This window comes from Glycomyces xiaoerkulensis, assembly GCF_002798405.1.
GTDB lineage: Bacteria > Actinomycetota > Actinomycetes > Mycobacteriales > Micromonosporaceae > Glycomyces > Glycomyces xiaoerkulensis.
Genome location: NZ_PGGV01000012.1, coordinates 84,374 through 98,301 on the forward strand (window position 1 = coordinate 84,374; position 13,928 = coordinate 98,301).

General features: G+C 69.9%; 15 protein-coding genes. 12 read left to right on the plus strand and 3 right to left on the minus strand.

Translation table 11 applies throughout. The features are described 5' to 3' along the window. The first annotated feature begins 6 nt into the window (after positions 1 to 6). The 6 genes from CUT39_RS03650 to CUT39_RS03675 all read left to right on the plus strand — a co-directional run bounded on the left by CUT39_RS03650 (position 7) and on the right by CUT39_RS03675 (position 5,657). Complete coding sequence (locus CUT39_RS03650) at positions 7 to 1,017, plus strand: ABC transporter ATP-binding protein (RefSeq protein WP_100444609.1); 1,011 nt, start codon at positions 7 to 9, stop codon at positions 1,015 to 1,017. Continuing rightward, positions 1,014 to 2,027 carry an ABC transporter ATP-binding protein gene (locus tag CUT39_RS03655; protein WP_100444610.1) on the plus strand — a complete coding sequence of 338 codons (1,014 nt, stop codon included), beginning with the start codon at positions 1,014 to 1,016 and terminating at the stop codon, positions 2,025 to 2,027. Before CUT39_RS03650 ends, CUT39_RS03655 begins: the two co-directional genes overlap by 4 nt. After that, positions 2,028 to 3,998, plus strand: coding sequence for a beta-galactosidase (locus CUT39_RS03660; RefSeq protein ID WP_100444611.1), 1,971 nt, complete (start codon positions 2,028 to 2,030; stop codon positions 3,996 to 3,998). It abuts the gene before it with no gap. A gap of 98 nt (positions 3,999 to 4,096) precedes the next feature. Then, the gene (locus CUT39_RS03665) at positions 4,097 to 4,777 is read left to right on the plus strand and encodes a Crp/Fnr family transcriptional regulator (RefSeq protein ID WP_198586850.1); all 681 of its coding nucleotides are present in this window, start codon (positions 4,097 to 4,099) and stop codon (positions 4,775 to 4,777) included. Beyond that, positions 4,774 to 5,001, plus strand: a complete 228-nt coding sequence (locus CUT39_RS03670) for a hypothetical protein (RefSeq protein WP_100444613.1) — start codon at positions 4,774 to 4,776, stop codon at positions 4,999 to 5,001. Before CUT39_RS03665 ends, CUT39_RS03670 begins: the two co-directional genes overlap by 4 nt. A gap of 56 nt (positions 5,002 to 5,057) precedes the next feature. After that, positions 5,058 to 5,657 (plus strand): hypothetical protein, encoded by a 600-nt coding sequence (locus CUT39_RS03675; RefSeq protein WP_100444614.1) that lies wholly within the window; start codon positions 5,058 to 5,060, stop codon positions 5,655 to 5,657. A 32-nt stretch (positions 5,658 to 5,689) separates the two neighbouring features. On the opposite strand, the gene CUT39_RS03680 is transcribed toward CUT39_RS03675, so the two are convergent. Then, on the minus strand, positions 5,690 to 6,346 hold the full coding sequence (locus CUT39_RS03680) for a DUF3159 domain-containing protein (RefSeq protein WP_232805564.1): 657 nt from the start codon (positions 6,344 to 6,346) through the stop codon (positions 5,690 to 5,692). Positions 6,347 to 6,423: 77 nt separating this feature from the next. Between CUT39_RS03680 and CUT39_RS03685 the strand changes: the two genes are divergently transcribed. From CUT39_RS03685 to bfr, 4 genes are all read left to right on the plus strand, one after another. Further along, entirely contained in the window at positions 6,424 to 7,497 is a 1,074-nt protein-coding gene (locus CUT39_RS03685) for a TY-Chap domain-containing protein (protein ID WP_157930462.1), read from the plus strand. Between the two features lie 17 nt (positions 7,498 to 7,514). Then, positions 7,515 to 8,525, plus strand: a complete 1,011-nt coding sequence (locus CUT39_RS03690; RefSeq protein WP_100444617.1) for a threonine aldolase family protein — start codon at positions 7,515 to 7,517, stop codon at positions 8,523 to 8,525. Positions 8,526 to 8,609: 84 nt separating this feature from the next. Next, entirely contained in the window at positions 8,610 to 8,798 is a 189-nt protein-coding gene (locus CUT39_RS03695; protein WP_100444618.1) for a (2Fe-2S)-binding protein, read from the plus strand. Positions 8,799 to 8,966: 168 nt separating this feature from the next. After that, complete coding sequence (gene bfr / locus CUT39_RS03700; RefSeq protein WP_100444619.1) at positions 8,967 to 9,449, plus strand: bacterioferritin; 483 nt, start codon at positions 8,967 to 8,969, stop codon at positions 9,447 to 9,449. A 375-nt stretch (positions 9,450 to 9,824) separates the two neighbouring features. Here the strand turns inward: bfr and CUT39_RS03705 are convergent, their stop codons facing one another. Continuing rightward, the gene (locus CUT39_RS03705; RefSeq protein WP_198586851.1) at positions 9,825 to 10,268 is read right to left on the minus strand and encodes a GNAT family N-acetyltransferase; all 444 of its coding nucleotides are present in this window, start codon (positions 10,266 to 10,268) and stop codon (positions 9,825 to 9,827) included. 50 nt (positions 10,269 to 10,318) lie between these two features. Continuing rightward, a complete protein-coding gene (gene proC, locus CUT39_RS03710; RefSeq protein ID WP_100444621.1) occupies positions 10,319 to 11,125 on the minus strand; it encodes a pyrroline-5-carboxylate reductase in 807 nt (268 codons plus the stop codon). A gap of 217 nt (positions 11,126 to 11,342) precedes the next feature. On the opposite strand from proC, the gene CUT39_RS03715 reads away from it, so the two are divergent. Next, positions 11,343 to 11,960: a 2'-5' RNA ligase family protein gene (locus tag CUT39_RS03715; RefSeq protein WP_100444622.1), complete on the plus strand. Its 618-nt coding sequence runs from the start codon at positions 11,343 to 11,345 to the stop codon at positions 11,958 to 11,960. 239 nt (positions 11,961 to 12,199) lie between these two features. After that, entirely contained in the window at positions 12,200 to 13,891 is a 1,692-nt protein-coding gene (locus tag CUT39_RS03720; RefSeq protein ID WP_100444623.1) for a stealth family protein, read from the plus strand. Positions 13,892 to 13,928: the final 37 nt, after the last annotated feature.

Consider the following 13,928-nt stretch of genomic DNA (forward strand, 5'->3'; position numbering starts at 1 on the left):
GCGTTCATGGCTCAACCACTACTGGAGATCTCGGGGCTGCGAACCGGCTTCGAGACCCACGACGGGACGGTTCCGGCCGTCGACGGCGTCGACCTCACCGTCCATGCCGGGAAGACCCTCTGCGTGGTCGGCGAATCCGGCTGCGGCAAGTCGGTCACGGCCCGGTCCATCCTGCGGCTCGTCGAAGAGCCCGGGCGGATCGAGGCCGGCACCGTCACCTGGCACGGCGACGACGAACCGTTCGACGTGCTCTCGCTCGACCACGACGACGAGCGGCTGCAGAAGCTGCGCGGCGGCGACATCGGCATGATCTTCCAGGAGCCGGCCGCCTCCCTGCTGCCGCTGCGCTCCATCGGCGCCCAGTTGATCGAGACCATCCGCAACCACACCGACCTGGACAAGAAGGCCGCTCGCGAGCGCGCGATCGATCTGCTCCAACTGGTCGGCATCCCCAAGCCGCACGAGCGGGTGGACGCCTACCCGTTCCAGCTCTCCGGCGGCATGTGCCAGCGGGCGATGATCGCGATCGCGCTCTGCGCCGACCCGTCCCTCCTGATCGCCGACGAGCCGACCACCGCGCTCGACGTCACCACGCAGGCCCGGATCCTCGACCTGATGCGGAACCTGCAGGAACGCCACCACATGGCGGTCATGTTCATCACCCACGACCTGGGCGTCGTGGCCGAACTGGCCGACGAGGTCGCCGTGATGTACCTCGGCAGGGTCGTCGAACGCGCCGGCGTGGAAGAGCTGTTCGCGGACCCGAAGCACCCCTATACCCGGGCGCTGCTCGAATCGGTCCCGGTCCTCGGCCGCGACCGGGGCCGGGACCTCCCCACCGTCCCCGGGACCGTCCCGAACCCGCTGCACCGGCCCAAGGGATGCTCGTTCCACCCCCGCTGCAGAGACGCCATCGCCGGGCGCTGCGACATCGACGAGCCGCCCGAGGTCGTCTTCGACGACGGCCGCACCGCCGAGTGCGTGCTCTACGACGACCGCGAAGGAGCCCAGGCATGAACGACACGCAGGCGAGCGAACCAATGCTCGAGATCAACGACCTGCACGTCCGTTTCCCGGTGCGGCGCAATATGTTCGGACGGATAGCGGTCGAGAACCACGCCGTTTCCGGCGTCGATCTGTCGCTCATGCCCGGGGAGACCCTCGCGCTGGTCGGCGAGTCCGGCTGCGGCAAGACCACTCTGGGCCGCACCATCGTCGGCGCCCAGAAGGCCACCAGCGGTTCCGTCGTCTACGGCGGCCGCGACCTCACGAAGCTGAAGAACCGCGAGAAGGGCCCTTACCGGCGCCAGATCCGCATGGTCTTCCAGGACCCGTTCTCCTCGCTCAACCCGCGCATGACCCTCCGCCAGGTCATCGGCGACCCGCTGGTCGCCACCGGCGAGGCGAGCGGCACCGAGCTGGAGGACCGGATCGCCGAGATGATGCGCAGGGTCGGGCTGTCCCCGGACTACATGGACCGCTACCCGCACGCCTTCTCCGGCGGGCAGCGCCAGCGGGTCAACATCGCCCGCGCCCTCATCGTCGAGCCGAAGCTGGTGGTCGCCGACGAGCCGGTCAGCGCCCTCGACGTGTCGGTGCGCGCCCAGATCCTCAACCTGATGCGCCGGCTCCAGGAAGAGTACGGGCTCACCTACCTGTTCATCTCCCACGACCTGTCGGTGGTCGAGAACATCGCCGACCGCGTGGCGGTCATGTACTTCGGGAAGATCGTCGAAGTGGCCGACACCGCCGACCTGTACGACAAGCCCGCCCACCCGTACACCGAGGCGCTCATGTCCGCCGCGCCCATCCCGAACCCGGCCCAGCGGGGCCGCAAGGGCCGGATCCTCCTGCCCGACGAGCTGCCCGACCCCACCGACCCGCCCCCGGGATGCTCCTTCGCCTCCCGGTGCGGCTATGCCGAGGCCGGTCGGTGCGACCGGGATCCGGTCGACCTCGTGGACGGCGTACGCTGCGTACGCAAGAACGAGCTGGACCTCCAAGGCATAGTCAAGGCGGACGTGTAGATGACCGATATCGTGCCCGCCGTCGAAGGACTCGGCTTCGGCGGCGACTACAACCCTGAGCAGTGGCCGCGCCGGATCTGGGACGAGGACGTCGAACTCATGCGGGAGGCCGGGGTCAATCTGGCGACCGTCAACGTCTTCTCCTGGGCGAGCGTCAACCCCGCGCCGGGCAAGTGGGAGTTCGGGCAGCTCGACGAGATCATGGACCTGCTGGCCGAGTCCGGCGTCCAGGTCGATCTGGCCACACCGACCGCCGCCCCGCCCCCGTGGTTCTCGGTCGCGCACCCCGAGACGCTGCCGGTCGACGAGTACGGGCGCCGCAAGAACTACGGCTCCCGCGGCGAGTACTGCCCCTCCTCGCCGGTGTACCAGGAGGCCGCCGTCGAGATGGCCTCGAAGCTCGCCGAGCGCTACGCCTCCCACCCGGCGCTGGCGATGTGGCACGTCGGCAACGAGTTCTTCCAGCGCTGCTTCTGCGACCAAACCGCCGCGGCGTTCCGGACCTGGCTGACCGAGCGCCACGGGGACCTCGACGGGCTCAACCACGCCTGGGGCACCGCGTTCTGGTCCCAGACCTACACCGACTGGGAACAGGTGCTGCCGTCCCGGGTCGCCACCAGCACCCCGAACCCCGGCCAGATCCTCGACTTCCAGCGGTTCTGCTCCGACGCCCTGCTGGGGCTGTTCCGCGCCGAGGCGGCCGCGATCGAGGCCCACTCCGAGGCCCCGATCACCACCAACCTGATGGTCACCGGCAACTTCACCATGCTCGACTACCACCGCTGGGCCGAGCACATGAACGGCGATCGCCGACTGATCGCGGTCGACCACTACGTCCTGCCGGCCGATGAGATCGAGGCCGAGGCCCAGGTCGCCTTCGCGGCCGACCGGTCGCGCGGCCTCGCCCGGGGCGGCCCGTGGCTGCTGATGGAGCAGGCCGCCAACTCCTCGGCCTGGCGCCAGGGCTTCTTCGCCAAGAAGCCGGGGGAGCAGCTCCGCCATTCGTTGTCCTATGTGGCACGAGGCTCGGAGGGTGCCCTCTACTTCCAGTGGCGCGCCTCCAAGGCCGGCGCCGAGCGCTGGCACTCGGCGATGCTGCCGCACGGCGGCACCGAGACCAAGACCTGGCGCGAGGTCAAGACCCTGGGCGGCTGGTTCCGTCGGCTCGCCGAGATCAAGGGCTCCCGGGTCCGCTCCCGGGCGGCGATCCTGCTCGACCACGAATCGGTCTGGGCCTCGGCGAACCCCGGCGAGATGTCGGCGTTCATTGACCCCTACCCCGAGATCCGCCGCTGGCACGCGGCCCTGTGGCGCCGCGGCGTCGTCTGCGACGTCGCCCACCCCACCGACGACCTCGCCGGCCGGTCGGTGGTCTTCGCCCCGTCGCTGTACATGCTCGAGGACGACGCGAACCTGCGCCGATACGTCGAACAGGGCGGCACGCTGGTCGTCGGCCCCAATTCGGGCATCGTCGACCGCAACGACCACGTCCACGACGGCCTCCCGGGCGCCCTGCGCGACCTGCTGGGCGTCCGCATCGAGGAGTTCCACCCCCTCCGCGACGGCGAGCGGGCGGCGCTCGACGACGGCACCGAGGGAGCGGTCTGGACCGAGGCCGCCCACGCCGAAGGCGCCGAGGTGGTCGCCGGCTACATCGACTACCCCTCCACCGGAGCGATCTTCCGCCGCGAGCTCGGCGACGGCGCCGTCTGGTACCTCACGACCCGCCCGACCGACCTCGACCCGTTCCTCGACCGGCTCGATCTGGCCCCGGAGGTCCCCGGCCTCCCGGCGGGCGTCGAAGCCGTCCGCCGCGACCACGAGGACGGCCGCACGTACCTGTTCGCCATCAACCACACCCACAAGGCCGTGACCATCCCGTCCGAGGGCACCGACCTGCTGACCGGCACCCCCTGGACCCCGAGGACCCACCTGCACAGCAACTCCGCCGCCGTGATCCGCGAGCGGTGATCGGGCGGTACCGTCGAGTACCGCCCATGGAGTCGGGTTCCCGACAGACAGCGCGTCGGGTTCGCAATGATCATGTGTGTAGAAATACACTTAGGTCTATGGAGATCGCTACACGGGAACCGGATCTGGTCGACGAGGCCGAGCTGGAAGAGCTGGTGGCCCTGGGCCATCGCGTCGGGTACCCGCCGAAGTCCGTGCTGGTGCGGGAGGGGGAGCGCACCGATTTCGTGCTCTACCTCCTGTCGGGGCACCTCAAGGTGGTCACCGGTCGCCCGCCCGCGATCGTCCGCTTGTACCGGCCCGGTTCGGTGGCCGGCGAACGTGCCGCGGTCACCGGCCACCCGCGCAGCGCCGACCTCGTCGCCGTCAACCGGGTGGAAGCGATCATGGTGAGCGGTCGGGACTGGTACGAGTTCATTCAGAGGCACCCCGGCATGCTGCTGAGGCTCTACGCCGACTCGCTGAACCGCCTCGAATCCCGCGATCCGTCGAAGTCCGAGTCCGTGCCCACGGCGGAGATGAAGGTCGCATCGAGCCTGCTGCTGCTGCTGAAGAGCGGCCTCGGCGAGTCCGGAACCGACGGCCACCTGATCTGCGGGATCACCCAGCAGGACCTCGGGTATCTCAACGGGATGTCGCGCGAGAGCGTGTCGATCGGCCTGCGTTCGCTCCGCGAGCGAGGCGCCGTCACCACCGGGCGGTCGAGAATCCTCGTTCACGATCTGGACGATCTCGAGCGGGTCTCGCAGCGCAATTACCGGACCGCGGAGCCCTTATGAACGCCGCGGAGATCCTACCCCACCTCCTCCCTCACCTGACCTACTTCCTAGCGGTGATCCCGCTGGTGGTGGTCACCAAGCACCTGTTCGCCTACCTGGCCGAGCGGAACCGGGAGCGGTCCAGGCTCGAGCGACTGACCCGCAGTCTCGAAGGCACCGACCCGCAGTCCCGAGCCGAGATTCTGCGAGCGCTCGGCCAACAGCGGAAAGATGATCATTCCTGATCGGTCGACCGCTGCCGCCTTCGCTTGAAAGCACCGAAGAAACGGGGAATCGCCGCGTGGCCGTCGACCGGGCAGCCTCCTACGATGGCGTCTCGCTCTACAAGCTGGTATGGCGCCTGGTCAGGGACCAGGGTTTCGATCCGCGGGACTTCGTTCTCGCGGGAAGCGCCAGACTCTGGCTGGAAGGAGTCATTCCGCGCCTCGCCGACATCGACATCGTCGCCCGCGGCGGGACTTGGCAGCGGGCCCTGAGGCTGGCGGAGAACCGAACCCTCCACAATGGCATATACCAGGGCGAGAACACCGGCGAACCCGTCGCTCAGCTCTACGGTCGGCGCATCGACGTGTGCCGATCCTGGCCCTGCCTCTCCAAGGACGCCGACGCCCTCATCGACCACGCGGAGATCATCAGCGACCTGCCCCACATGACGTTGGCCGACGTGGTGGCGTACAAGAGCGTCCTGGACCGGCCGAAGGACCGCGGAGACCTGCGGCGACTGCGGCACAGGGCCTTCGGAAGCGTCGAGTCCCCGCAGCGCCCGGAGCAGGCGCCCCCGGAGTTCGAGCACGCGGTCCCGATCGAGCGGCTCCGGGATCGATCCCTGGTCGAGCGTGCTCCGGCGGCCGCACCCGCGGCGAGCGCCGATCGGCCTTGACCACGGTCGCACGGCGATCGCAGAGTGAGGGTTCACCGATTCCCGTTGCACTCGGCGATCCGCGGATGGCGGAGGCCGGGGTGATCCCTCGGCAGGGTCAGTTTCATGACCGAACCGGAGACCGCCAGGCAGGCCACCAGCAAGGGCCAGGAGAGGGCTATCTGGGCCGCGCCTCCACCGAGGACCGCCAGAGACTCGCTGTCGGTGAGCCAGAACGGGGTCAGGACCGCCACGCGCAGGGCGTACATCGCCACCCAGACCCAGGAGGCCGCAGCGTAGGCGCGCAGCAGCGCCGGGTCCGCGCGCCAGCGCGTCCGCTGGCCCAGGACCGCGCCCACGATGAGGCCCAGGAGCGGGCGGCGGAAGGCGATCGAGCCGGCCCAGACCAGGGCGCTGGCGGCGTTGGAGAGGATGCGGGGGAGCAGGATGTCGGCGGCCCGGCCGGTGTAGAGGACGATGAACCCGGCGGCGCAGACGCTCAGCAGGCCCAGGATCACCGCGCGCGGCTTCGTGCCCTGCCGAAGGCGGACCGCGGCGATCACCGCCGCCGCCGCGAGCGAGGCCGCCACGCCCCAGGGGATGGAGCGGCCGGTCAGCATCCAAGTGAGGATGAACACGACAAGCGGGGCGGTGGCATCGAACGCGCCGCGCTTGCCGCCTAGTAGGCTGACAAGCGTGTCTTGCCGCACAGTATCGGACGCTGTAGACAACTGCCAACCCTTACCCGAGAGAGCCGCTACGACAAGGCAAGGCTACCCTAATCGAAGTGAGCCGCTGGGGCGACGCCCAGCCAGGCCCCACCACGGACGGATTGGCGCAGTACCGGATGCTCGGCACACATCGGATCAGCGAATCGCAACTCGTTGAGCTCCTCCGCCGTGCCCGACAGACCGATTTCGGGCGTTGGAGCAAGGAGGACCTGTCGCGAGGCATGGCCGGCCTCGGCTGGAAGGTCCGATCCGCCGAGGTCGACATCGGGATGTGGCGGGCCGAGACCGGCTACGACACCGGCAACGCCATCGCCGACTCGATCCCGCCGCAGACCCCCGTGACTGGTCACGCCGACTTCTACTCGATCGAGGTCATGGTGTTGCGGTCGGCCGAGCGCGGTCGGCAGGGCGAGAACCACCGGACGATGGTGTTCCGCGAGGTGCTCCGGGTCATGCTGGACGAGATGGGCGCCCCGGAGGTGCGGGGCGGGGATGGCGGCCCGTGGGTCCGCTGGTACCGCGACGGCCTCATCTTCGAGCTGCACCTGCGCCGCTTCCACGGCGGTGTCACGCTGCGGCTGCTCTCGCCCCAGTTGTTCGAGCAGCTCGAGTCCCACGCCGTCGGCAAGGGGGACGTCTCCGGGTGGCAGGCCTTCGCCCGCAGGTCCAACCTGCCGCCCGAGCCGGCCTGCCACGACATGGGGGAGTTCACCGAGCGGCTCAGCTCCCTGCTCGGCGACATGGCCGCCGACGTGCCGACCATCGACACCTCCGGGATCGTCCTCCTGCGCACCGGTGACTGGTCGGCCCGGTACGTCGCGGCCTTCCTCGACGGCGGCAACCTGCGCGTCGAGGCCTCGGCGGCGGTCAACGGCACCTGGCGGGCCGGGCTCTCCAACCTGCCCAGCATGGGCTTCCGGGCTCCGAGCGGCGGCCAGCCCAACTGGTCCCGCTCGTTCCCCTCGACCGACCGGGCCGCCACCACCCAGGCCGCCCACATGATGGTCGACGCCCTTCGGGCCTTCGGCATCCAGGACCTGTTCGACATCGTCTACGACGGGTTCACCGCCGACGGCGAGCGCATGTACCTCCCGGTCCTCGGCATCGGCGGCGGAGTGAACGCCTACTGACGCGTTAGGGTTTGGGCATGGTCGCCGATCTTCGCTCCGACACCGTCACTCGCCCCACCCCCGCCATGCTCGAGGCCATGACCGCCGCCGAAGTCGGCGACGACGTCTACGGCGAGGACCCCACCGTCAACGCCCTGGAAGCCGAGGCCGCCGCGCTGTTCGGTCACGAGGCCGCGATCTTCACCCCCACCGGCTCCATGGCCAATCAGATCGCCCTGCAGCTCCTGGCCGACCGCGGCGACGAGATCCTGTGCGACTCCAAGGCCCACATCGTCAACTACGAGATGGGCGCCGCGGCGGCGTTCGGCGGGGTCTCCACGCGCACCTGGAACGCGCCCGGCGGACGCCTCGACCTCTCGCTGGTCGAGCCGATGATCAACCGCCCCAACCCCTATGTGACCACCACCCGCGCGATCGAGGTCGAGAACACCCACAACGTGGGCGGCGGCACCGTGCAGCCGCTGCCGGAGCTCGAGTCCCTGCGGGAGCTCGCCGACGCCTACGGTCTCGCGCTGCACCTGGACGGGGCCCGCATCTGGAACGCCCACGTCGCCACCGGAGTGCCGCTGGCCGATTACGGCCGCTTGTTCGACACCGTCTCGGTCTGCCTGTCCAAGGGCCTCGGGGCGCCGGTCGGCTCGCTCATCATCACCGACGCCGAGCGGGCCCGGCGCGGCCGCATCCTCCGCAAGCGCCTCGGCGGCGGCATGCGCCAGGCCGGATTTCTGGCCGCGGCCGGGCGCTATGCGATCGACCACCACATCGAGCGGCTCGCCGACGACCACGCCCGCGCGGTCCGCCTCGCCGAGGCCCTCGAGCCCTACGGCGTGTGCGAGGCCTCGCAGGTGGAGACCAACGTCGTCCTGCTGCGTACCGGCGGCATCGCGAAGATCGCCGAGGCCGCCGCCGAGCGCGGGGTGAGGATCTCGGTGCTCGGCCCGGACTGGGGCCGCCTGCTCACCCACCTGGACGTCGACGACGACGCCGTCGACCGCGCCATCGAGGTCCTGGTCGACCTGGTGCGGTAGGTCCGAAGCTTGCCGAACATCCGCGCATCGATGTAGGTTAGGCATACCTATATGAGCCCAGCCTTACCTACCGGAGGTGCGCGGATGTACGCCTGCATCTGTCACGGAGTGCCCGACCACGAGGTCGACCAGTGCATCCGCGACGGCGCGCACTCCGAGGACGCGATCGGCGAGGCCTGCCAGGCCGGGACCGGCTGCGGCAACTGCCGCGACCGCCTCGCCGACATGATCGAGAGCTATTTCTCCGGCGACGCCGTCTCCGCCGCCGCCTGATTCCCGCCCCGCAACCACATTTGTGTCTGTATGCGCCTGCCCGTGGTTAGGCAAGCTTGTCCTACTTTAGGCATTCCTGACTGGTAACCGGCCCCGGTCCCGCCCTACGCTGGGGTTCGCCGGTCCGCGCGGCCGGCCGCACACGAACCGTGGGAAGGACGCATCGAAATGCAGGGCGACGAGAGAGTCATCGAGTTCCTCAACGAGCAGCTCACCGCCGAGCTCACCGCCATCAACCAGTACTTCCTCCACGCCAAGTTGCAGGAGAACTGGGGCTATCCCAAGCTGGCCAGGTACACCCGGGCGGAGTCCCTGGACGAGATGCGCCACGCCGAGGTCCTCACCGACCGGATCATCTTCCTGGAGGGGCTGCCGAACTTCCAGCGGCTCTTCTCGCTGCGGATCGGGCAGTCCGTGCCGGAGGCCTTCCGCTGCGACCGGGAGATCGAGGTGGAGGCGATCGACCGCCTCAAGCGCGGCATCGAGCACATGGAGTCGGTCCAGGACTACGTTTCCCGGGAGCTGTTCCAGAGCATCCTCAAGGACGAGGAGCACCACATCGACTACCTCGACACCCAGCTCGAGGTCATCGACAAGATCGGCGAGGAGCGGTACCTCCAGTCGCTCATCGAGCAGCCCGAGGCCGAATAGACCCGGAGGTGGAAGAGGGGGCCGACCAGGTCGGCCCCCTCTTCGTTTGCGGTAGAGCCCCTCACATCTCCACCACAGTGGTATGCCGCCGCTGGTCTTGACAGCGTCGACGTCAGGATCGTAACATATCGATACTTCGAATGAAAGTTTCGCGAAAGTTTCAGCTCAAATTTTATCAGACTCGCCCCAGGACCGCGCCGATGCCAGGGTGATGCCACCGGAGGCGTAGTAAAATTTCCGGAAGTGTGCGGCCGAGTGCCGCTCCGATCGGGGTCCGGCGGCACTCCTCCGGACCCCGACCGATACTTTTCGCGAAGAGGGAAACAGGGGCGGAGCATCAGAGCCGGGATGCTCCGCCCCTCCGCGTCGGCCGGCTCAGTCCCGCTTCCCGGCCCGGCGCATCGGCACATGCAAGATGCCGTCCTCGAGGAACTCCTCGCCGTCCTCGACGAACCCGAAGCGCCGGTAGAACCCGGCCGCGTACGTCTGCGAATCGAGCACGATCTCGACCTCCGGGCCCGCCTCCTGCAGCGCGGCGGTCAGGAGCTTGCCGCTCAGGCCCTGCCCCCGCTCGGACGGCGTGCAGCAGACCCGCCCGATCCGCCGCCCCTCCGGGTCGCGCAGCAGCCGCAGGCACGCCACCGGCGCGGCGCCGTCGCCGGCCCAGAAATGCACCGTCGCCGGGTCGGTGTCGTTGTCGTCCAGGTCCGGATAGGCGCAGTGCTGCTCGACCACGAACACGTCCTGCCGCAATCGGACTATGCCGAACACCGTGGCGCCGTCGAGTTCGGCGAAGCGGCCCTGTCGAATCTCGCGCATGCCCGCCATTACAACAGGAAAGCGTTTATTCCGGCCAGCGAGCGTCTAGCTCAAGCCCACTCGTCGGCGATCTGTCGCGCCCGGTCCCGAGCCGCCTCGACCGCGTCGTTGACCGCCGAACGCACCCGGTGGTCGTCCAGCCGCCGCACCGCGCTGATCGTGGTCCCCGCCGGCGACTCCACCGCCTCGCGCAGCTCGGCCGGGGTCGCGTCGGCCTCGACGATCATCCGCGCCGCCCCCAGCGCCGTCTGCGCCACCAGCTCGCACGCCACCGCCCGCGGCAGACCCATGAGGACGCTCGCCTCGGTCATCGCCTCGGTGAGGTAGTAGAAATAGGCCGGCCCCGACCCCGAGATGGCCGTGACCGCGTCCTGGTGCTTCTCCTCCACGACCAGCGTGCGGCCCAGCGGCTTGAACAGTTGCTCGACCGCCGCCAGGCACTCGGCGTCCGCGTGCGAGCCCGGCGAGATCACCGTCATCGCCTCATCCACCAGCGCCGGCGTGTTCGGCATCGCCCGCACCACCGGCGTCGCGTCCGGCAGCCGCTTCTCGAAGAACGACGTCGGCAGACCGGCGCAGATGCTCACCACCGGCACCCCCTCCGGGAAGACCCCGTGCAGCTCGTCGAGCAGCGCCGCCGCGTCCTGCGGTTTGACCGCCACCACGACCACGTCCGCACCGGCCACCGCCTCGGCGTTCGGGGCGACCTCCACGCCGTGCTCCCGGCGCAGCGCCCCGGCCCGCTCGGCACTGCGCGCGGTGGCCACCACCGACCCGGCCTCCCAGCCGGCTCGCAGCAGCCCCGACAGGATCGCCTGCCCGATCTTCCCCGCTCCCAGTACCGCGACCTTCCTCATGCCGCCCCCTTCGTCGTCGGATGCCCTACCGATTGTGCCAGCAGCACCCACGGCCGCCTCCTCCCAGCGGCCTCCGCCGCCGTCGCCGGTCGATGCGGGGCCGCACCGGTGTAGACTCCGTTGACGATGGTCACCTCTGCACCACGGTGCCCCACGACATCGATGCCGCCCGTTCCGGCGGCAGCACCTCCTGACACGCGCTGAAGGCACATCTGCGGTGAACGACTCTGCGCCCGCGTCCGGGCAGCTCTGGCCCCGTGGCTGGACCAAACTCCACGTCTATCTGACCGACCTCGAGGAGGTCAAGGCCGTCGCCGACTCCTACCGGCCGGTCATCGACGAAGCCGCCGGCGACGTCCCGGTACCGCACGAGTGGCTCCACGCCACCGTCGCCTCGGTCGAATGCGACGCCGCCGCCATCCCCGCCGCCACCCGCGCCGCCCTCGTCGAACGGCTCCGCGAACGCGTCGGCGCGCTGCCGCCGTTCGACCTCACCGTCGGACCCGCCCTCGCCTCCATGAGCGCGATCATGCTCGACACCTACCCCGACGGCGAATTCCGGCGCCTGGTCGACACCTGCGTCGAAGCCGTCAACGAGATCGTCGGCGGCGACGTCGGCCGGCCCTGCGGCGGACCCGGCCACGTCTCCCTCTCCTACCGTCCAGAGGCGACCGACGGAGACGGTCTCCGCGGCAGCATCCAGAACCACCTTCGGGACGTCCGCCCGGGCCGGGTCGACCTCACCGTGACCGGAGTGGACCTCGTACGGGTGATGCAGTCCGAGAACGCCGCCGCCTACACCTGGGAGCACATCGCCCGAATCCCGTTGCGTTAGCGGCACGTTCGCAGACGAGTCCGGGTTAACACCGAATGAAACCTCATTCGGCTGGCGCCGGAGACGCTTTTCTGACACTCTTACGTCACCGCCCTGTGGCCTACTGTTGGGACGTGCGTCAGCGTCCGGCCACACGGCGTTCAAGCGGGGGACCGATGGCGAACCGCGCCCCGCAGCACTGATTCGATTCTCCGGCCCCGCGCCGGAGCGGCGACATGCCAAACGTCTGGAGGTGTCGAATGTTCGCAGACGACGAGCGTCGGATCGCGACCCGCGAGACCGAGCTCGGGCCGCCGCTCCGAGAAGCGGCCGACCGCAGCGTCCCCCGCCCCTTCGACCCTCCCCCCGCCGTCGGCGAGATCCCCGAGCCCTACCGCTACTTCTCCGACCTGGTCTCCAGCCACATCCTCCACGCCCTCGAGGTCCGCCCGGCCTACGCCCTGCCCGAGCCGACCCCGCTCGAGGTGTGGCGTCGCAACCTCGAGATCGTCACGGCCCTGTTGAGCGCCATCGGCGTCGACTGCTTCGCCGTGCCGGGCTTCGGCCTCACCCGGCCCGTGGTCGGCGTGGCCGACGCCGACCGCCGGCGGGTGATCGCCGCGCTGGCGGTGCTCTGCGACTCCACCGGCGGGCGCCTGACCGCTGCCGAACCGCCCCGCCTCGAGTCGGCGCCGGTCGGTACACCGGTGCGACCGCGCACCGACCTGGGCGACGTCACGGTCGTCCGTGCCGACTGGCTGTGGACCGAGCCGACCCGCAATCTCGTCTTCGGCGCCGAATACGGCTGCGAGGTCGAGTTCTGGACCGAGGACGGCGGGGGCCGCCTGGTCGCGCCGCGCCGCAACCGGATCAGCCAGGTCGTCCGCCGTGACTCGGCACCGGTCGCCGCGCCGGGCCGCCTGTTCACCCCGCTCGCCGCCGGCTCTCGGGCCGGCCTGCCGACCGTGGCCACCCGCCCCGAGTTCGGCGCCACCGGCCCGGAGGAGGTGGGCTTCCCGATCGATGTGGTCTACACCTGGGTCGACGGCGACGACCGAGCCTGGCTGCGCCGCCGCGCCGAGGCCGCGGAATCGCCCTACCACGCCGAGTCGGCCAACGAGTCCCGCTTCATCGACCGCGAGGAGCTGCGCTACTCGCTGCGTTCGCTGTACCTGAACGCCCCCTGGGTGCGCCACGTGTACCTGGTGACCGACGCCCAGTGCCCGCACTGGCTCGATTCGGACGCCCCGGGCGTCACGGTGGTCGACCACCGCGAGCTGTTCGACGACCCCGAGTGCCTGCCGACGTTCAATTCGCACGCGATCGAGACCCAGCTCCACCGCATCGACGGGCTCAGCGAGCATTTCCTGTACTTCAACGACGACATGTTCCTGGGGCGGCCGGTCGCGCCGCGTCTGTTCTTCGAACCCGGCGGGCTCGCCCGCTTCTTCCCCTCGGACACCTTCATCGACCTCGACCCGGTCAGCGCCGCCGACACGCCGCCGAACGCCGCGTTCAAGAACGACCGGTCGCTGCTGGAGCACGCCTTCGGCCGCACCATCACCCGGATGGTGCAGCACGTGCCGTATCCGCTGCAGCGCAGCGTCCTCGCCGAAGTGGAGAAGGAGTTCGGCGACCTCCACGCCCGGACCGCCGGCAGCGTCTTCCGCGACATCTCCGACATCTCGGTGGTGACGCTCCAGCACTACTACGCGTTCCTGACCGGACGCGCCGTCTGGGGCACGAGCCGGCACGCCTACCTGGAGCTCGGCCGCCCGGACCTGGCCGAGCGGCTGGCGGAACTGCTGGAGGGACGCGACCGGGAGACCTTCTGCATCAACGACGCGGGCCTGACCGCGGACCTGGCCCGGGAGCGCTCGACGATGCTGCGGTCGTTCCTGGAGTCGTACTTCCCGGTCCCGTCGCCGTTCGAACGCCGCGCGGCCCCGTGAGCCGAGGTGTGGCGCGGCGGCCGAGCGGGCATCCCAC